The sequence below is a fragment of the Frankia sp. AgB1.9 genome (genome assembly GCF_016786355.1).
GTDB lineage: Bacteria > Actinomycetota > Actinomycetes > Frankiales > Frankiaceae > Pseudofrankia.
Genome location: NZ_JADWYX010000020.1, coordinates 12,898 through 31,817, shown reverse-complemented (window position 1 = coordinate 31,817; position 18,920 = coordinate 12,898). Strand labels below are relative to the sequence as shown.

At 75.0% G+C, this 18,920-nt stretch carries 16 protein-coding genes; 2 read left to right on the top strand and 14 right to left on the bottom strand.

Annotated features, from left to right (window positions below):
* Positions 1-238: 238 nt before the first annotated feature.
* The 9 genes from trpA to I6A60_RS09920 all read right to left on the bottom strand — a co-directional run bounded on the left by trpA (position 239) and on the right by I6A60_RS09920 (position 8,989).
* Complete coding sequence (trpA, locus tag I6A60_RS09960) at positions 239-1,081, bottom strand: tryptophan synthase subunit alpha (RefSeq protein WP_203019331.1); 843 nt, start codon at positions 1,079-1,081, stop codon at positions 239-241.
* 80 nt (positions 1,082-1,161) lie between these two features.
* Positions 1,162-2,454 carry a tryptophan synthase subunit beta gene (gene trpB / locus I6A60_RS09955; RefSeq protein WP_203019329.1) on the bottom strand — a complete coding sequence of 431 codons (1,293 nt, stop codon included), beginning with the start codon at positions 2,452-2,454 and terminating at the stop codon, positions 1,162-1,164.
* Positions 2,455-2,504: 50 nt separating this feature from the next.
* A complete protein-coding gene (gene trpC, locus I6A60_RS09950) occupies positions 2,505-3,311 on the bottom strand; it encodes an indole-3-glycerol phosphate synthase TrpC (RefSeq protein ID WP_203019327.1) in 807 nt (268 codons plus the stop codon).
* Between the two features lie 410 nt (positions 3,312-3,721).
* Positions 3,722-4,396, bottom strand: a complete 675-nt coding sequence (locus I6A60_RS09945; protein ID WP_203019325.1) for a Trp biosynthesis-associated membrane protein — start codon at positions 4,394-4,396, stop codon at positions 3,722-3,724.
* Between the two features lie 29 nt (positions 4,397-4,425).
* On the bottom strand, positions 4,426-6,009 hold the full coding sequence (locus I6A60_RS09940) for an anthranilate synthase component I (protein WP_203019323.1): 1,584 nt from the start codon (positions 6,007-6,009) through the stop codon (positions 4,426-4,428).
* Positions 5,996-6,436, bottom strand: coding sequence for a phosphoribosyl-AMP cyclohydrolase (hisI, locus tag I6A60_RS09935; RefSeq protein ID WP_203019321.1), 441 nt, complete (start codon positions 6,434-6,436; stop codon positions 5,996-5,998). Before hisI ends, I6A60_RS09940 begins: the two co-directional genes overlap by 14 nt.
* A gap of 116 nt (positions 6,437-6,552) precedes the next feature.
* Positions 6,553-6,999 carry a cupin domain-containing protein gene (locus I6A60_RS09930; RefSeq protein WP_203019310.1) on the bottom strand — a complete coding sequence of 149 codons (447 nt, stop codon included), beginning with the start codon at positions 6,997-6,999 and terminating at the stop codon, positions 6,553-6,555.
* Complete coding sequence (locus I6A60_RS09925) at positions 6,996-7,802, bottom strand: isochorismatase family cysteine hydrolase (RefSeq protein WP_307873610.1); 807 nt, start codon at positions 7,800-7,802, stop codon at positions 6,996-6,998. Before I6A60_RS09925 ends, I6A60_RS09930 begins: the two co-directional genes overlap by 4 nt.
* Positions 7,799-8,989 (bottom strand): LLM class flavin-dependent oxidoreductase, encoded by a 1,191-nt coding sequence (locus tag I6A60_RS09920; RefSeq protein ID WP_203019308.1) that lies wholly within the window; start codon positions 8,987-8,989, stop codon positions 7,799-7,801. The genes I6A60_RS09925 and I6A60_RS09920 overlap by 4 nt, the downstream gene beginning before the upstream one ends.
* 424 nt (positions 8,990-9,413) lie before the next feature.
* Here I6A60_RS09920 and I6A60_RS09915 point away from each other — a divergent pair, with 424 nt between their 5' ends.
* Together I6A60_RS09915 and I6A60_RS09910 are read left to right on the top strand one after the other, a co-directional pair.
* Complete coding sequence (locus I6A60_RS09915) at positions 9,414-11,186, top strand: amidase (RefSeq protein WP_203019306.1); 1,773 nt, start codon at positions 9,414-9,416, stop codon at positions 11,184-11,186.
* 239 nt (positions 11,187-11,425) lie between these two features.
* Positions 11,426-12,019, top strand: a complete 594-nt coding sequence (locus I6A60_RS09910) for a helix-turn-helix domain-containing protein (RefSeq protein ID WP_238435117.1) — start codon at positions 11,426-11,428, stop codon at positions 12,017-12,019.
* A gap of 28 nt (positions 12,020-12,047) precedes the next feature.
* On the opposite strand, the gene I6A60_RS09905 is transcribed toward I6A60_RS09910, so the two are convergent.
* From I6A60_RS09905 to I6A60_RS09885, 5 genes are all read right to left on the bottom strand, one after another.
* Positions 12,048-13,916 carry an ABC transporter ATP-binding protein gene (locus tag I6A60_RS09905; protein WP_374113465.1) on the bottom strand — a complete coding sequence of 623 codons (1,869 nt, stop codon included), beginning with the start codon at positions 13,914-13,916 and terminating at the stop codon, positions 12,048-12,050.
* Positions 13,913-15,961, bottom strand: a complete 2,049-nt coding sequence (locus I6A60_RS09900) for an ABC transporter ATP-binding protein (RefSeq protein WP_203019302.1) — start codon at positions 15,959-15,961, stop codon at positions 13,913-13,915. The genes I6A60_RS09905 and I6A60_RS09900 overlap by 4 nt, the downstream gene beginning before the upstream one ends.
* A gap of 242 nt (positions 15,962-16,203) precedes the next feature.
* The gene (hisF, locus tag I6A60_RS09895) at positions 16,204-16,968 is read right to left on the bottom strand and encodes an imidazole glycerol phosphate synthase subunit HisF (RefSeq protein ID WP_203019300.1); all 765 of its coding nucleotides are present in this window, start codon (positions 16,966-16,968) and stop codon (positions 16,204-16,206) included.
* Positions 16,965-17,699, bottom strand: coding sequence for a bifunctional 1-(5-phosphoribosyl)-5-((5-phosphoribosylamino)methylideneamino)imidazole-4-carboxamide isomerase/phosphoribosylanthranilate isomerase PriA (gene priA, locus I6A60_RS09890; RefSeq protein WP_203019298.1), 735 nt, complete (start codon positions 17,697-17,699; stop codon positions 16,965-16,967). The genes hisF and priA overlap by 4 nt, the downstream gene beginning before the upstream one ends.
* 9 nt (positions 17,700-17,708) lie before the next feature.
* Complete coding sequence (locus I6A60_RS09885) at positions 17,709-18,848, bottom strand: hypothetical protein (RefSeq protein ID WP_203055596.1); 1,140 nt, start codon at positions 18,846-18,848, stop codon at positions 17,709-17,711.
* Positions 18,849-18,920 lie beyond the last annotated feature (72 nt).

Below are 18,920 nucleotides of genomic sequence, written 5' to 3'. Positions count from 1 at the left end.
ACTACCGACCGGGCCGGTCACGAGAACCCGGGCCGGCCGTCGGCCGGTGGCGGCCCCGCGCGTCCGGCCGTGACCTGATGATCGCCGTTTTGGCCCTGTAGTGGTCGTCAGCTGGGCCGGATCGCAACCACTGGAAGGCCAAAACAGCGATCAAGCCGCGAGCTGGGGCCGGCGCGGCGGCGAGGCAGAGCACAGCCGGCCAGCGGCGGCCGTTGACCGGCGGCCGGGCAGGCCCCGGTCAGGAACCGGCGCGGACGCCGGCGGCGAGGTCGGCGGTGAGCTTGCGGACCGCGGCGAGGCCGGCCTCGCGGCCGGCGCCAGAGCGTTCCGCGTCGACCAGGCAGCGGACCAGCGCGGTGCCGACGATCACTCCGTCGGCGAAGCCCGCCACGGTCGCGGCCTGGGCCCCGTCCCGGACCCCCAGCCCGACCGCCACCGGCAGGTCGGTGACCCCCCGCACTCGCTTGACCAGACCCTCGGCCGAGGCGCCGACCGACTCGCGGACGCCGGTGACGCCCATCAGCGACGCGGCGTAGACGAAGCCACTGGCGATGCCGGTCACCCGTCGCATCCGGGCGTCCGAGGAGCTGGGCGCGACCAGGAACACCGAGTCGAGGCCGTGCCGGCCGGCGGCCTCCAGCCACGGGCCGGCCTCCTCAGGCGGCAGGTCCGGGGTGATCGTGCCGGCGCCACCGGCGGCGGCGAGATCGGCGGCGAACCGCTCGACGCCGTGCCGCTCGATCGGGTTCCAGTAGGTCATCACGAGCGTCGGCGCACCCGTCGCGGTGACCGCCTCGACCGTGCGCAGCACGTCGGCGGTGGTGACACCGGCCCGCAGCGCCGCGTCGACGGCCTCCTGGATGACCGGCCCGTCGATCGTCGGGTCCGAGTACGGCAGGCCGAGCTCGACGATGTCGACCCCGGCCTCGACCATCGCGCGGATCGCCTCGATCGCGCCGTCCACCGACGGGTAGCCCGCCGGCAGGTAGCCGATGAGGACCGAACGGCCCTCCTTGCGCGCCGCGGCGAAGGTGTCCGCGATCCGCCCAGGCGTGCCCTGTCCCACCACGTGGTTGTCCATCTCCCGGCCGGCTGGCCCGGCCGACCTCTGCGAGCCCGGACTGCCCGGGCGCTGGCCGTTGTGCTGTCTGGCTGGCGCGGTCAGCCGTTCGTGGCCGTACCGTCGGCGCCGTCGAGAACGTTGAACCAGCGGGCGGCCGTGTCGACGTCCTTGTCGCCCCGGCCTGAGCAGCTCACGAGGACGGTCGCGTCCGGGCCGAGCTCACGGGCGACGTCGAAGGCCCCGGCGAACGCGTGGGCGCTCTCGATCGCGACCAGGATGCCCTCGGTCTTCGCGACGAGGGAGAGAGCCTCCATCGCGGCGGCGTCGTCGACCACCCGGTAGGTGGCCCGGCCGGTGTCGTGCAGCCAGGCGTGCTCGGGGCCGATGCCGGGATAGTCCAGGCCCGCGGAGATCGAGTGCGAGACCTGGGTCTGGCCGTCCTCGTCCTGCAGGAAGTAGGAGCGCATCCCGTGCAGCACGCCGGAGCCGCCGCCGGCGATCGCGGCGGCGTGCCGGCCGGTCGCCAGGCCGTCGCCGCCCGCCTCGCAGCCGATCAGCGCGACCGAGGTGTCGGGGATGAACCGGTGGAAGATGCCCATCGCGTTCGAGCCGCCGCCGACGCACGCGACGACCGCATCGGGCAGCCGTCCGGTGATCTCGAGCACCTGCTCGCGGGCCTCGACGCCGATGATCCGCTGGAAGTCGCGGACGAGCATCGGGAACGGGTGCGGGCCCATCACCGAGCCGATGCAGTAGTGCGTGTGCTCGACAGTCGCGACCCAGTCCCGCAGCGCCTCGTTGATGGCGTCCTTGAGGGTGCGGCTGCCGGAGGTGACCGGGACGACGGTCGCGCCGAGCAGCCGCATCCTGGCGACGTTCAGCGCCTGGCGCTGGGTGTCCTCCTCGCCCATGTAGACGACGCACTCCAGGCCGAGCAGGGCGCAGGCGGTCGCGGTGGCGACGCCGTGCTGGCCGGCGCCGGTCTCGGCGATCACCCGGGTCTTGCCCATCCGCCTGGTCAGCAGACACTGGCCGAGGACGTTGTTGATCTTGTGGGAGCCGGTGTGCGCGAGGTCCTCGCGCTTGAGCAGCAGCCGGGCCCCGCCGATCCGCTCGGTGAGCCGCTGGGCCACGGTGACGGGGGTCGGCCGGCCGGCATAGCTGGCCAGCAGGCCGTCGAGCTCGGCGACGAACGCCGGGTCGTGGCGGGCCTCGTCGTAGGCCGCGGTCAGCTCGTCGAGCGCCGCCATCAGCGCCTCCGGCACGAACCGCCCACCGAACGGTCCGAAGTGGCCCAGCCCGTCCGGCACGCTGGCCCACTCCCCAGCATCCGGGGCAGCGGCAGCTGGCGAAGCGGCAAGACCGGTCGACCCGGCGCTGGAAGCACTCACGGCCCCGACTCTATCGGCCACCGCCAACCGATTTTCTGGACGCGAGCCGGTTAACGGCCGACCTTGGTCGCCGGGTGGGCGCCGGCTGCGACGAGGTCGGCGACGGTCTGCCGCGGGTCGGGGCCGCTGACGGCGGCCTCGCCGACGAGCACCGCGTCGGCGCCAGCCTCCGCGTAGCCGAGCAGGTCACGCGGGCCGCGGATGCCGGACTCGGCGACCTTCAGGATGCCGGGCGGCACCAGGGGCGCCAGCCGCGCGAAGGTGTCCCGCCGGACCTCCAGCGTCTTGAGGTCGCGGGCGTTGACGCCGATCAACCGGGCGCCCGCGTCCAGCGCGCGGTGGGTCTCCTCCTCGTCGTGGACCTCGACGAGGGCGGTCATCCCGAGCGACTCGATCCGCTCCAGCAGGCCGACGAGGCGCGGCTGGTCGAGCGCCGCGACGATCAGCAGCACCAGGTCGGCGCCGTGTGCCCGCGCCTCCCAGATCTGGTACGGCGCGACGATGAAGTCCTTGCGCAGCACGGGCACGTCGACCGCTACCCGGACGGCGTCCAGGTCGGCCAGCGAGCCGCCGAACCGGTGCTTCTCGGTCAGCACGCTGACGGCCGCGGCGCCGGCGCTCTCGTAGATACCGGCCAGCTTCCCCGGGTCGGGAATGTTGGCCAGGTCACCCTTCGACGGGCTGCGCCGCTTGACCTCGGCGATCACCGCGACCCGGCGGGCGCGCAGCACCGCCAGCGCGTCGCGCGGGTCCGGCACCTTCTCGACGCGCTGTTTGAGCACGTCAAGCGGGGTCTGGGACTCGCGTTCGGCCAAGTCGGCGCGGACGCCGGCAATGATCTCGTCGAGGACGGTCACGGCCGGGCTCCGGTGGCTCTCGCTGCCATGGCGCCGATGGTAGGCCCCCAGCCGGACATCGCACATCGCCCCCCACGCACGCATCAACCCACTGACGGTCCGTAGTTGCCCACTGATTGTCCGGGCCGGAACCGTCGGGCCGATCAACCGCCAAACAGCCCATACCCAGCAAGGGGTGGGCCCGAACCGGTCACGCAGCGTGGTTGTCCCCTTGTTGCCCAGCACACGGGCCCGGCGACGCCAAGCGACAGGATTGCCACGGGGTGACGTTCGTGTCTAGCGCGCCACTTCCGGCGAACCGGACGGGGCGGCCGGCGCGCCGTTCGGCGTGTCGTACGGCCACCCTTCGGCCATGCATTCGCTACCTTTTGGCCGGCTGCCCGACGCGGGCGGGCAGGCGACGCGGGCCGTCAGTCCGCCGTGACGGTCGGGTCCTGGCCGCGCTCGATGGCCTCCCAGGCGTCCAGCGGGCGCGGCGACCTGGTCTGGTACCGGCCGCCCATCGCCGGCCAGGTGCGGCCGAAGGCGACGGCCAGCAGGCCGGCGCCGAGCAGCGCCAGCCCGCCCACCAGCGCGAGCCAGGGCGCGGCCGACACCCGGATCGGGCCGAGGCTCGGGTGCCCGCTGGGGGCGAGGGCGATGACGGGCTGCGCGGACCGCACGACCGGGCCCGGGTCGAGGCCGACCCGGGCCGCATAGATGATCACCCCGACGCCGGCCGCGGCCACGAGCAGCCCGACGACGCACCTGGCCACCCCGCGGGTCGCGACCAGCGCGACCGCGGTGGCCAGGCCCAGCAGGCCGAAGGCGCTGATCGCGGGGGCCAGGTCGCCGCCGCCCAGCTTCACCGCCAGCGGAGCCGCCGTCGCCCCGCTGCCGGCCGTCGCGGCGTCGCGCACCCCCGTGTGGACCCAGGTCGCCGACGCGGCCAGCAGCGCCAGGACCGCGCCCAGCAGACAGCCGGCGACCGCCACCCCAAGCCCGGACCGCCCGGCCAGCCGGTTGGCGGACGGACCGCCCGGCGCGGGTGTCGCCGGGTCGGTCGCGAGACCGGTCGACGCGGCCTGCTCGGTGTCTGCGCTCATGCCTGTGGTCCCGTCGGTTGCGATGATGGTCAGCCCGGCGCGCGCAGGGTCTCGGCGATCTCGATCGCGCGCAACACGGCGGCGGCCTTGGTCCGGCTCTCGTGGTCCTCGGCGTCGGGCACCGAGTCGGCGACGATGCCGGCACCGGCCTGGACGTACGCGCGGCCGTCCCGGACCAGGGCCGTGCGGATCGCGATCGCGGTGTCGAGGTCGCCGCCGAAGTCGAGGTAGCCGACGACCCCGCCGTACAGGCCGCGCCGGGTCGGCTCCAGCTCGTCGATGACCTCCATCGCCCGCACCTTCGGCGCGCCGGACAGCGTCCCGGCGGGGAAGGTCGCGGCGAGCACGTCGATCGCGGTGTGCTCGGGCGAGACCTGGCCGATCACGGTGGAGACGATGTGGGTGATGTGTGAGTAGCGCTCGATCGTGGCGAACTCGACCACCCGCACGGTACCCGGCACGCAGACCCGGCCCAGGTCGTTGCGGACCAGGTCGACGAGCATCACGTGCTCGGCCCGCTCCTTCGGGTCGGCGAGCAGCTCGGCTGCCAGCGCCGCGTCGGCCTCCGGAGTCTGCCCGCGCGGCCGGCTGCCGGCGATCGGGTGCAGCAGCGCCCGGTCACCGGTGACCTTGACGTGTGCCTCGGGCGACGTGCCGACGACGTCGAAGTCACCGAACCGCAGCAGGTACATGTACGGGCTCGGGTTGGACGCGCGCAGCACCCGGTAGATGTCGAGGGCGTCGGCGGTGGTGGCCCGCTCGAAGCGCTGCGACACCACGATCTGGAAGCACTCGCCCGCGCGGATCTCCTCGATCGAGCGCTCGACGGCCTGCTGGAACTGGCCGGGCGCCATCGCGGAGGTGAACTGGCTGAGGTCCAGCGGCGCGATCTCGCGGGTGGCCGCGACGGTCGGTTCGGTCCATTTGTGCAGCTCGGCGGTCATCAGCTCCAGCCGGCCGACCGCGTCGTCGTAGGCGGCGTCGAGCGCGGCCTCGTCCAGCGGGACCGTCGCGGGCAGCCCGTCGGGCCCGGGCGGCGCGGCGGCGTGGGTGAACACGTTGGCGACCAGCAGGCAGGAGCCGTCGGCATGGTCGAGGACGGCGAGGTCCATGCACAGCAGCAGACGCAGCTCGGGCACGTGCAGGTCGTCGACGGCATGCTCGGGCAGCCGCTCGATCCGCCGGACGAAGTCGTAGGACAGGTAGCCGACGAGGCCACCCATCAGCGGCGGCATCCCCGACGTGCCGGCGCCTGGCCACACCTCGTCCAGCCGGGGCGCGCGCAGGGACCGCTCGACGGCGCGCAGCGCGGCCAGCGGGCTGCCGCCGGTCGGCACGCCGGGCGGGGCCTCGCCACCGGTCCAGCGGGCCTCACCGTCGATCTCGGTGAGGGTGGCCGCCGCCCGGACACCGACGATCGAGTAGCGCGACCGCATCCCGCTGTGCTCGGCCGACTCCAGCAGGAAGGTGCCGGGGCCGCCGCCGAGCTTGCGGTACATGCCGACCGGGGTCTCGCCGTCGGCGAGCAGCCGGCGCGCGACCGGGACGACGGTGTACTCGGCGGCCAGCGCCCGGAACTCGGCGCGGGTCGGGCTGATCTCACCGGTCGTCATGCTGGTCTCCCGCGGTCGGATCCACGGCGGGGGCCGCGGCGGTCGGAGGCTTCGGCCCGGCGCGCGAACCGACGGCCGCGACCAGGTCACGGCCGTCGAAGCAGGTCGACGTCCCGGTGTGGCAGGCCGGGCCGACCTGGTCGACCTGGACGAGCAGCGCGTCCCCGTCGCAGTCGAGCGCGACCGAGCGCACCCACTGGACGTGTCCGGACGTGTCTCCCTTGACCCAGTACTCCCGGCGGCTACGGCTCCAGTAGGTGGCCCGGCCGGTGGTCAGCGTCCGGTGCAGCGCCTCGTCGTCCATCCAGCCGACCATCAGCACCTTCCCGGTGTCGTACTGCTGGACGACGGCCGCGACCAGCCCGGCGGCGTCCCGCTTCAGCCGGCCGGCGACGGCGGGATCAAGCCCGGGGGACGTGGTACTCACGGTGCCATTGTGCCGGCCCGACGGGATACTGCCTCCTCCGCCCGGCGGGGCGGCACCGCAGCGACACTGTGCCGGCCCGACGGGATACTGCCTCTCCCGCCCGGCGGGGCGGCACCTCAGCGACGCTGCCCCCGCAGGACTGCGAGGTCCTCTGGGTCCAGAGGGGCCAGCGGGCCGCGTTCGACGAGCGCCGCGAAGCCGTCGTCGGGGGCCATGACCGTGATCGTGTAGAGCCGGTCGGTGGTCGACGGGTTGACGATCCGGTGTACCGACCCGGGCGGGAGCACAAGGACGTCGCCCGGCCCGATCGCCCGGGTGTGCTCGTCGCTGTGCGCCACGCCGTGCCCGGCGAGCACGACGAACGTCTCGGTCGAGACCGGGTGCGAGTTCGGCGGCTGGGCTCCGCCGGGCTCCCACACCTCGAACACCACGGTGGTCGGCGAGCCCTGCTCCGGCCCGGACAGCACGGCCAGCCGGACCGTGTCGTCCGGCGAGATCCGGTGCGCCGTCACCTCGGTCAGCGGCCGCGACAGCGGCGGCCCGGCGCGCTGCGCCTCGCTCACGCGAGCGCCCTGACCGCGTCGGTGAGGTCGGCCGCCGTCAGGGTGAAGCCGAAGCACTGCCGGACGTTGTACTCCGTCGCCCGCGCGCAGAACTCCGGCGAAGTCGTGCCGACGGCGTCCTGGACCAGCACCACGTCGTAGCCGAGGCAGGCGGCGTCGGTCAGCGTCGCGAGCACGCACTGGTCCGCGTTGACGCCGGCGAACAGCAGCGTGTCGACCCGCAGGTTGCGCAGCACGGCGTCCAGCGGGGTGTCCCAGAAGCCGCTCATCCGGTACTTCGACACACACCGGTCGCCGGGCTCGATCACCAGCTCGTCGACGACGGCCGCCGCCCAGGAGCCCTCGGTGAGCACCGGCGCGCCGTTCGGCAGCGGATCGCCGATGCCGGTCGCGGCGCCGTCACCGTTGTAGACGTGCAGCACGCCCGGGGGCAGGTTGGCGCGGTCGGCCCGGTTGCCCCAGTTGAGCCAGACGACCGGGACGCCGGCCGTGCGCAGCGCAGGAAGCAGCGCGGCCAGCACCGGGATCGGCGCCCGCGCCCCGCTGATGTCGACGCCGATGCCGGCGAGCCAGCCGTCGGGGTGACAGAAGTCGTTCTGCATGTCGACGACGACGATCGCGGACCGGGCGAGGTCGAACGTGAGCCGCTGCGGCAGCGCGGCCACCGTGACGGCGCGGTCCGGGCGGGCCGGGCGGCGCAGGTCGACCGCCCCCGGACCGACCAGCCAGCTGTTGACGGCGGTCGGGCCGAGGCGGACGGCTGGTCGCGGCCGGTCGTCGTCCGTCACCGGATCGTCCGTCACCGGATGAGCACCTCGGCCGCGGCGTCGAGCAGCGGGCGGACATCGCGGGCGAAACGGCGCAGCTGTTCCTCGGTGGCGTCGTAGCTCTCGCCCGGGCCGGTCGGGAAGATCGTCAGGTCGGCCAGGCCGCCGAGGTCGTCGCGCAGCCTCAGGATCGCGGCGGCGACCTCCTCGGCGGTGCCGACCGCCCAGACGCCCTGCTCGACCGAGTCCTCCAGGGTCGGCACCCAGCCGGCGGGCGGCGGGCCGCCGTCAGGACCGAGGTAGGCCCTGGTCCAGCCGTAGGGCCCGAGGAAACGCCAGAACTCGTCGTGGCCCGGCCTGGCCCGCTCCATCGCGTCCTCGTGGGTGTCGCCCACGTAGGTGTTGAGCACGACCATCCGCTTCTCGCCGGGCTCGGGCGCGCCGCCGTGGGCCGCCGCGTACACCTCGGCGTAGCGCTCCCACCGGGCCTTCAGCAGCGAGCGGCTCACCAGCCAGAACACCCCGCCGAAGCCCCGAGTCGGCACCTCGGCCAGCGAGCCGGGGCTGCTGATCGCCTGCCAGATGTCGTACGGGTACACCGGCCGCGGGATGAGCGTCAGCTCCTCGACCTCGCCGCCCCGGTCGGGGATGCCGGGTGGCGGGGCCTGGAAGTACCGGCCCCGGTGGGTGAACGTCTCGTTGTCCAGAGCCGTCAGCAGGAGGTCGACGGCCTCGGCGGTGACCTGGCGGTTGACGGTGTCCGCGGCCTGCGCGTCCGGATTGTCGGTGGAGCCGATCGACACCCGGCCGAGCGACAGCGGCTCGATCTCGCGCGGCACCGTGCCCCGGCCGAGCCCCAGCACCGCGCGTCCGCCGGACAGGTTGTGCAGCATGGCGAAGTCCTCGGCCAGGCGCAGCGGGTGCCACTGTCCGACGACGTTGAACATCGTGCCGATCCGGATCCGGCTGGTCCGCTCGGCGAGGAAGGCGCCGAACATCAGGCCGTTGGGCACGACCTCGTAACCCTCGTGCTGGAAATGGTGCTCAGTCAGCCAGAAGGCGTCGTAGCCGAGCTCGTCGGCGAGCGCCCCGGTGTCCAGGAGGCGCCGCATCGCCCGGAGCACCTCCGGCTGCCCGTAGCGGCGCGACGTCGGTTCGATGCCGCCGGCGCCGAGCGTGTCGCCCATCTCGACGGCCCCGAAAAGAAAGACGCCGACGCGCATCGCGCTCCCCTCAGTCCGGGTCGGGTCGTGCGTGGCCTCGTGCTCGCCGCGCGGCCCGCACCCGGGCCGGCCTGGGCCGGCAGGCGGTTGATTGTTGGTGTCATCAACACTGCCGGCCACGTATTTCAGGATCGTCAAGCACCCGTAACACCCGGACGGAGCCTCCCCCGGGGCCGCCGCCCGCGGCCCGCGGACCACTGTCTCGGGACCTAGGCCTCTGGTCGCCGGCCGCCGTCGCGCCCCGGAACCGCTGGTCAGCGGGCTCCGCGGCCGAACCGCGCCAGGATGCCAGCTGGTCCGCAGGACCGCGGCCCGCTCGTGCCGTCGCGCGTCGTGAACCGTCATCCTGCGGTGGTCTACTGGGGCCGTCGGCCTCCGGGTACCAGGGGAGGCCGACGGTCCCGGGTGCCTAAGGAGCATGTCTGTGTCCACCGAGGTCCGCTATCACGCGGTCGGCCAGCCCGCCGGCCCGACGGCGGATGCCCCCGCCGACGACCCCGCCTGGCGCGAGGGTCTCGAGGCCGCGTTCTGGCGGTACGAGCGCGCGCTGCTCGCGAACGACCTGGAGGTCCTGGACGAGCTGTTCCTCGACGACCCTGGGACGCTGCGCGCCGACGGCGCCGGGGTCCTCGTCGGACACGCCCAGATCAGCCTGTTCCGCCGGTCCAGGGGCGCGGGGGCCCGGCTGCCCGGGGCCCGGACGGTCGAGCGGCTGCACGTCCAGGTACACGGCCCCGCGGCGGCGCTGCTGATCGCCGAGGTGCTGCGCGACGAGGACGGGGCCCGCGGCCTGCAGACCCAGCTGTGGACCGCCGTCGGCACCGACGGCGACGGGCCCCGGTGGCGTGTCGTGGCGGCCCACGTCAGTGCCTCCCCGACGGGAGCCCCGGCGGCGTCCTCGCCGGTCGGCCCGGCCTCGTCATCCGGCCCACGCTCGTCGGCCGGCTCGGTCTCGCCTTCGGCCGGCTCGGCAGCCGGCGCGGCGCCTGACGAGACGAGCGCGGTGTGGCGCGTGCGCGGGGGTCCGCTGGTCGCGGGCGCGGGTGAGGGCCCGCTGCGTGGGCTCACCGTCGCCGTCAAGGACCTGTTCGCCGTCCAGGGCCACCGGACCGGGGCCGGGAACCCGGTGTGGCTCGCCGAGGCCGCCCCGGAGCCGGAACACGCGCCGGCTGTCGCCGCGCTGCTCGCCGCCGGCGCCGACGTGGCGGGCATCGCCCAGACCGACGAGCTGGCCTACAGCCTGTCCGGGACGAACGTCCACTACGGCACCCCGCCCAACCCGACCGCGCCCGGGGTCGTCCCCGGCGGCTCCACCAGCGGGCCGGCGAGTGCCGTCGCGCTCGGCCTGGTCGACGTCGGCCTCGGAACCGACACGGGCGGCTCGGTGCGGGTACCGGCGTCCTACTGCGGCCTGTTCGGGATTCGCCCGACCCACGGCGCGGTGTCCGCCGCCGGGCTCGTCCCGCTCGCGCCCAGTTTCGACACCGTCGGCTGGCTGACCCGGGACGCGGACCTGCTCGCCCGGGCCGGCGGGGTGCTGCTGCCGCCGGCGGACCCGGCCGCGCCGACGCCGACGCGGCTGCTGGTAGCCGACGACCTCGTGGCCGTCGCCGAGCCGGAGGTCGCGGCCGCGCTGGCCGCGGTGCTGCCCGCGCTCGCCGCCGCGGTGGGGCTGCCGACGCGGCACGTCCCCCAGGTGGCCGGCGCCCGGCTCGACGACTGGGTCACCGCGTTCCGCCAGAACCAGGGCTGGGAGGCCAACGCGACGCACGGCGCCTGGGTCGCGGCGCACCCGGGCGCGCTCGGGCCCGGGGTGGCCGGCCGGTTCGCCGCCGCCGCGGCTGTCACCGAGGGGCAGCTCAGGACCGCCCAGCGGGTGCGCGCCCAGGCTCGGGACGCCCTCGCGGCGGCGCTGGCCGGCGGAACCGTACTCGTCGCGCCGGCGAGCAGCAGCCCGGCGCCACGGATGGACCTCGCCGTCGACGTGAAGGACCGGGTCCGGGCCGCCACGCTCACCCTGACGGCGGGCGCCGGGCTCGCCGGCCTGCCCGTGGTCGTGCTGCCGATGCTGCGCGTCCGCGACCGCCCGGTCGGGGTCGCCCTGATCGGCGCCGCCGGAACGGACCGCGCCCTGCTCGCCCTCGCCACCCGCGCCGCCGCGGCCTGCCCGCCCCAACAGGCCCACACCGCCGACTAGCCAGTGCCGCCGCAGGCAAGGCTCACCCGTTCCGGCGTCCTCACCCCGCGGCGGACCTGCCTCCACGGCGGCGGGCAGCTGAACCCCATGATCGCTACCTCGGCCCTGCGGTGGTCGCAATCGGAGCCGCTTCGCAGCCACCAGAGGGCCAAAACAGCGATCAACGCGGCGGGCGGTCGGGGCGGCCGAGCCGGCGGCGGGAGCGCCGCGCGGCGGGTGGTGATGGGACCATGACCGGTATGGCAATTGACGCCGGAGCCGCCGGAGAGGACCTGAGCACCCGGATCGGGCGGTCGATCCGGGTGCTGCGTCGGCGCCAGGGATTGACCCTCGTCCAGCTCGCGACGAAGGCCGAGCTGTCGCACCCGTTCCTCAGCCAGCTGGAGCGTGGCCTCGCCCGGCCCAGCATGTCGTCGCTGCACCGGCTGGCGCAGGCCCTGGGCACCACCCAGCCGGCGCTGATGTCGATGGCGGCCGACGACGGTGCGGCGCTGTCCCCGGATGGGCGGGTCAGCCTGGTCACCGAGGGCAGCGGCGTGCCCGTCGACAACCCCGGCGGTGTCGCCCGTTCCCTCGTCGCCGGCGCCCGGGCGATCTACCCGGTCCTCTTCGACGGCGCGCCGGCCGAGTTCGGCCAGGCCTACACCCACCCGGGCGACGAGTTCGTCCACGTCATCGCCGGCACGATCGAGGTCGAGGTACAGGGCGAGGGCCTGTTCGTCGTCGGCCCCGGCGACACCCTCTACTACCCCGGCGTCCTGCCTCACCGCTGGCGCCAGCTCGCCGGCCCCACCAGCCGCATCCTCCTGGTCCAGGACGCTCGCGCCCACTGACGGGGGCGGGGGCATCCCCGCGGCCGGGTCAGAGCGCGGCGACGCCCGCGGACCAGGAGGCGTGCAGGCGCTGGTAGACGCCGGGGCGGTCGACCAGTTCCGCGTGAGTGCCCTGCTGGACGATGCGGCCGGCGTCTACGACGACGACCAGGTCAGCGGTCTCGGCGGTCGAGAGGCGGTGGGCGATCGTCACAGAGGTGCGCTCGCGGGTGAGCTCCAGCAGCGCGGCGCCGAGGCGGACCTCGGTGGCCGGGTCGACAGCGGAGGTCGCCTCGTCGAGGACGAGCAGGTCCGGGTCGGCGAGCTCGGCGCGGGCCAGCGCGATCAGCTGGCGCTCGCCGGCCGAGAGCAGCCCGCCGGCCTCGCCGACCTGGGTCAGCACCCCGGCCGGGGTGCGCGCGAGCCAGTCGGCCAGGCCGAGGCGGCTGAAGGCGGCGACGATCTCCTCGTCGGTCGCGGCCGGCCGGCCGTAGCGGACGTTGTCGGCGATCGTCGCGTCGAACAGGAAGCCGTCCTGCGGGACCATCACGACCCGGCCACGCAGCGACGAGAAGCGCACCTCGGTCAGCGGAACCCCGCCGATCAGGACCCGGCCATCGGTCGGGTCCATCAGCCGGGTGAGCAGCTTCGCGATCGTCGTCTTGCCCGAACCGGTCTCGCCGACGACCGCGACCCGGGCGCGGGCCGGGACGCGCAGGTCGACGCCGTGCAGGACGGGCGGGCCGGTCGGGTAGCGGAACGTCACCCGTTCGAAGGTCACGTCCAGCGAGCCGGGTGCCAGGTCACGGCCGCCGGGTGCGGCGTCGGGGCCGCGCAGGGCCTCGGCGGGGTCGCGGATGTCGCTGGGGGTGTCGAGGATGTCCAGCACCCGGCGCAGGCCGGCGAGCGCGTTCGCGCCGTCGTTGAGCACCTCGGTGAGCGTCTGGACCGGCATGACGAACAGCGTCATCAGGAACAGGAACGCCACCAGCCGGCCGGTCGACAGATGGCCGCCGACTCCCAGGGCTACCCCGAGCAGGACGACACCGGCCAGCGCCGCCGCCGAGACTAGCTCGGCGGTCGAGAACACGACGGCGACCAGGACCTGGGCCCGGGTCTGCGCCGAGCGGTGGGCCTCGACGGTCTGGTCGATCCGGGCTGCCGTGCGGCCCTGCGAGCCGTAGGCCCGGACCACCTGCGCGCCCACCACCGCCTCCGACACCGCGCCGAGCAGGTCTCCGACGCGGCGGCGCACGATCGCGTACCGGACCGACAGCTTGCGCTGGAAGCCCCGGGTGGCGAGCACCATCGGGACGAAGCAGACGTAGACCAGCAGGGTCAGCGGCCAGGAGAAGACCAGCATCAGGCAGGTCGCGACGATCATCTGGCCGACCGAGACGACCAGCATCACGCCGCCGAGCTGCAGGAACTGCGACATCTGGTCGACGTCGGTGGTGACCCGGGCGGTCAGCCCGCCGCGGGCCTGGGTCGCCTGGGTGAGCATCGCCAGGTCGTGGATGTGCCGGAAGGCGCGGACCCGCAGCGCCGCGAGCGCGCCCTCGGACATCCGGTACATCCGGACGTTCATCAGGTACGTCGCGACCGCCGTCAGGACGATCGTGCCGGCGGCGATCTCGACGGCCGTGCGCACGATGCCCAGGTCGACGCCGTGCGGCCCGGAGATGCCCCGGTCGAGCGTCTGCTGGACGGTCAGCGGGATGACGACCTTGCCGACGGTGGCGACGAGCGCCAGCAGCAGGGTGACCGACAGGCCGCGGGTCGCCTCCGGGGCGAGCCGGTGCAGCCGGCGGGCCGTGCCCAGGAGCCCTTCCCGGCGCCCGGCCCGGTCCCGCTCCTCGATCACGGCGGCCGGCGGCACCGAGCCGCGCTGCGGTGGGATCGCGGCGTCAGCCGTCACGACAGCACCCCCTCGTCGGCGGCGTCGGAGTCCTGGGTCGCGTCAGAGTCCCGGGCCGCGTCAGAGTCTCGGATCGCGTCAGAGTCTCGGGCCGCGTCGGCGCCGGCCGCCAGCCGCGCGGCCCGCTCGTAGGCGGTGAGCAGCTCGGTGTAGCCGGGCGAGCCGACGAGCAGCTCGTCGTGACGGCCCTGGGCGACGACCCGACCGTCCTCCAGGTAGACGACCTCGTCGGCGAGCGCGATCGTCGCCCGCCGGTGGGCGACGACCACGACCGTCGACGCGGTGAGCCCGCGCAGCCCGGACAGGATCGACGCCTCGACCCTGGGGTCGACGCTGGAGGTCGCGTCGTCCAGCACCAGCAGCCGGGGGTGGCGCACCAGTGCCCGGGCCAGCGCGACCCGCTGGCGCTGGCCGCCGGACAGGGTGGTGCCGCGCTCCCCCACCTCGGTGTCCAGGCCAGCCGGGAGCACCGCGACGAACCGGTCCGCCTGGGCGCGACGCAGCGCGTCCCAGACCTCGTCGTCGGGCAGGTCCGCGCCGAGGGTGATGTTGGCCCGGACCGTGTCGTCGAACAGGAACGCCTGCTGGGCCACCAGCGCGACCGCGCCGGTCACCTCGCCGACGGCCAGCTCGCGCAGGTCGGTGCCGTCGAGGCGGACGGAGCCGGCGTCCGGGTCGACCAGCCTGGCGAGCAGGCCGACCAGGGTCGACTTTCCGGAGCCGGTCCGCCCGGTGACCGCGATGATCTTCCCTGGGGTGGCGTCGAAGGTGACGTCGGCGAGCGCGGCGGCGCGCCCGGCACGCTCGGTCGCCGGCTCGCGGCCGTCCTCGGTCGAGTTGAGCGCGTCGGACTCGGCGGCCTGGTAGCGGTAGCCGACGCCCGCCAGCCGCAGCGCGGCCGGGCCGGAGCTCGTCAGCCGTGCCGGCCCGAACACCTGCTCGCCGCTCGCGGTCAGCACCGCCGACACCCGGCCCCAGCCGACCACCGAGCGGGGCAGCTCGCTGATCACCCAGCCGATCGCCCGGATCGGGAAGGCCAGCAGCGTGAACAGGTAGGCCACCCGGACCAGGTCGCCGACCGACAGGTGGCCGCCCGCGATCCGCTGTGACCCGACGAGGAGAACGGCGAGCACCCCGAAGTTCGGCAGCGCCTCCATCAGCGGGTCGAAGGCCCCGCGCACCCGGCCGGCCCGGATCATCGCGTCGCGCAGTTCCTCGGCCGCGTGGCGGAACCGGGCCGTCTCGTCGGCCTCCCGGCCGAGCGTCTTGACGACCAGGGCACCGTCGAACGACTCGTGGGCGACGGCGCTCACCTCGGCGCGCAGCCCCTGCACCCGGGCGAACAACGGCGACACCCGCCGCGAGTAGAGGTAGTTGAGCACGCCGACGACCGGGAAGACCACGAACCCGACGGCGGCGAGCACCGGATCGGTCGCGACCAGCAGGGCAACCGCCGCCGCCAGCATGACCACGACGCCGACCGCGAACGGGAACGGCGCGATCGGCGCCCACAGCGCCTCGACGTCGGCGTTCGCGTTGGACAGCAGCGCACCGGTCGAGTGCCGCTGATGCCAGGCCAGCGGCAGCCGCAGGTACTGGCGGGTGACCCGGCGCCGGTAGTGCGCCTGCATCCGGAACTGGAGGATGCCGGCGGCGAACCGGCGGAAGAACATTCCGACTGCCCGGGCGGCGCCGACCGCGAACACCAGCAGCGCCGCGCCGACGACGCCGCCCCAGCCGGCGTGCCCGCTGTCCAGCGACGGGACGACGACCCGCTGGGTGACCTCACCGAGGACGTACGAGCTCGCGACGGTGGCCAGGCCGAACAGCGCGCTGCCGGTGACCGAGAGCGCGAACAGCCGAGGCTCCTCGCGGACCGCCAGGCCCAGGACCCGCAGGCCGCGCCGGATCACCGAGCCGGACGCGTCGACCGCCCGCGCCGCGTCGGCGAACCACGCCGGGTTGACGGCGGAGCCACCGGGGCCGGCGGAGCTGGACCCCGTGAGACCGCCCGATCCGTCCGGAGCGTCAGCGGATGGGGACACCGTTCTCCTCTCGCGCGGCGCCGCGGTCGCGCGGCGACGACGACGCCGGGTGCTGGCCGCGTGGTGCTACGGCTGTGTGACAGCCCCATGGCATCAAAACGGCAACGCGCAGGCGACGCCACGGATTTCCTGGCGTCAGCCGGCCGGCCCGGCTTCCGCCGCGGCTCACGGCCGGCGGACATCTCCGCGGCGCACGGCCGCCGGACAAAGACTCAGCTAACAGAGACTCAGCTAACAGAGACTCAGCGGACGGGGACCTCGGCGGACCGCAGCGCGGCCTTGACGTCGGTGATCCGCAGCTGGCCGAAGTGGAAGACGCTCGCCGCGAGCACCGCGTCGGCCCCGGCGGCGACCGCCGGCGCGAAGTCGGCGAGCTGGCCGGCGCCACCGCTCGCGATCACCGGAACGTCCACCTCACGGCGCACGGCGGTGATCATCTCCAGGTCGTAGCCGTCGCGGGTCCCGTCGGCATCCATGGAGTTCAGGAGGATCTCCCCGGCACCGAGCTCGACGGCACGCGCCGCCCAGGCGACCGCGTCGATGCCGGTGCCGCGCCGGCCGCCGTGGGTCGTGACCTCGAAAGCCGGCCCGTCCGGGTCCGGGGAGCGGCGGGCGTCGACCGACAGCACGACGCACTGGCTGCCGAAGCGCAGCGCGCACTCGCGCAGCAGTTCCGGGCGGGCGACCGCGGCCGTGTTGATGCCGACCTTGTCGGCGCCGGCCCGCAGCAGCCGGTCCACGTCATCGGCCGCCCGCACGCCGCCGCCGACGGTCAGCGGGATGAAGACCTGCTCGGCAGTGCGCCGGACGATGTCGAAGGTGGTCTCCCGGTTGCCGCTGGAGGCCGTGATGTCCAGGAAGGTCAGCTCGTCGGCGCCCTCGGCGTCGTAGAGCCTGGCCATCTCGACCGGGTCGCCGGCGTCGCGCAGATCGAGGAAGTTGACGCCCTTTACGACCCGTCCAGCGTCCACGTCCAGGCAGGGAATGACGCGGACGGCGACGCTCACTGGGCCACGCCGGCCGCGCCGTTCGCGACGGCGAGTGCCTCGGGGAGCGTGAACGCGCCGGCGTAGAGCGCCTTGCCGACGATCGCGCCCTCGACCCCGGGGACGCCGGCGATGGCGATCAGGTCGGCGAGCGAGGACACGCCGCCGCTGGCGACGACGGGCCGGTCGGTGGCGCCCGTGACCGCGGCCAGCAGCTCCAGGTTCGGACCGGTCAGGGTGCCGTCGCGGCGCACGTCGGTGAGGACGTAACGGGCGCAGCCGTCCGCGTCGAGGCGGGCGAGGACGTCGAACAGCTCGCCGCCCTCCTTGGTCCAGCCCCGGGCGGCCAGCGTGGTGCCGCGCACGTCCAGCCCGACGGCGATCTTGTCGCCGACCCGGTCGATCGCCCGGCGCACCCAGTCGGGGTTCTCCAGCGCGGCCGTGCCGACGTTCACCCGGGCGGCCCCGGTGGCGAGCGCCGCGTCGAGCGAGGCGTCGTCCCGGATGCCACCGGACAGCTCCACGGCGACGTCGAGGGACTTCACCACGGCGGCGAGCAGGTCACGGTTGGAGCCACGGCCGAAGGCGGCGTCCAGGTCGACGAGGTGGATCCACTCGGCGCCGTCGCGCTGCCAGGCGAGCGCCGCCTCGCGCGGGTCGCCGTAGACGGTCTCCGACCCGGCCTCTCCCTGCACCAGCCGGACGGCCACTCCGTCCGCCACATCCACCGCGGGCAACAACGTCAACGTCACCCGCCCAGCCTACGGGGCGCCGCCCGCGGCGGCGGACCGCGCGGAGGCCGCGGCCGATGCCGAATGCGTCACCGGCGGCGTGGCTCGTGAACCGGTGGCGGACGGCCGCGCCGAGGCTCCAGCCCCGGTGGTGGCCGGCGGGTTGGTGGCGCCGGCGGTGGCGGCCGGCCGGGTGGGGGCTCCGGTGGTCGCCGGCCGGCTCGTCGCCGGCTGGCCGGTCGCCGACGGCCGCGGCGATGACGGTGACGCCGTGGCGGTGGCCGATTCGCGGGGCGCGGTGGTCGCGGGAAGCGACGCCGCGACGGTCGTCGCCTCCGTCGTGGCCACCGCCGAGGTGGACGTCGGTCCCGGCGCGCCGGGGCCCGCGGCCGGCTCGCGGGGATCACCGGAGCGCGTCGCCGCCCGGTCCGCGTCGAGGACGATCGAGCCGTCCGCGAGCCTCGGGCGCGAGTCGACGGAACCGTCCGAGCCGGCGGCACGCAGCGGTTCGGGCGTCGGGGCCAGCCGCGCGGACGGCGCGGTCGACGCGGCGGTCGAGGCTCGCGAATCGCTCATCGCGGGCGACGCGGCCGGGCCGGTCACGGAGGGCAGCCGGCGCTCGGAGGCGGCCCGCTGCCAGGCGGCGGCCGCGCACATTCCGGCCAGGCACACCACGATCCCCGCGACGGCTGCCAGCAGCGCGACCTCGCCGTAGCTGAGCCGATGCCCACGGGCCCGTGGGGGCTCGGCATGCCGCCCTGGCCGGGTGCGGGCCGGCCACGCGGCCGGCTGGCCCGACGGCCGAGGTTTGTCCCGGGAGGGGGCCGGGCCGGGACCTCGCGCGGTGCCGACCGAGTCGGGCCGCGCCGGCACCGGGCCCGAGCGAGCCAGTGCGGGACCAGGACGGGCCGGCGCGGGACCCGGGCGGGCCGAGGCCGGGCGGGCCGGGTTCGTGGCCGGGCCCTGGCGCTCCAGGTTCACACCCGGGGCCGCGTCCGCCACGGGTGTGAGCCAGGGCAGCCGGCCCCGATCGAGCACGAACGACGTCAGTGTCTCGGCGTCCGCGATGTCCACGTCCTCGCCCGACCGGATGGCGGCGCCGTCCGTGTCCTGCGAGGCCAGTCGGCGGCCAGCGTCGCCTGCGGCCAGACGCGGGCCTGGCCGGGTCATGCGGGCCTCATCCGGTCCCCATGGGGATCAGCGTGGCTGGATTCACGCAAAGGCGATTACCTAACGCGCCCG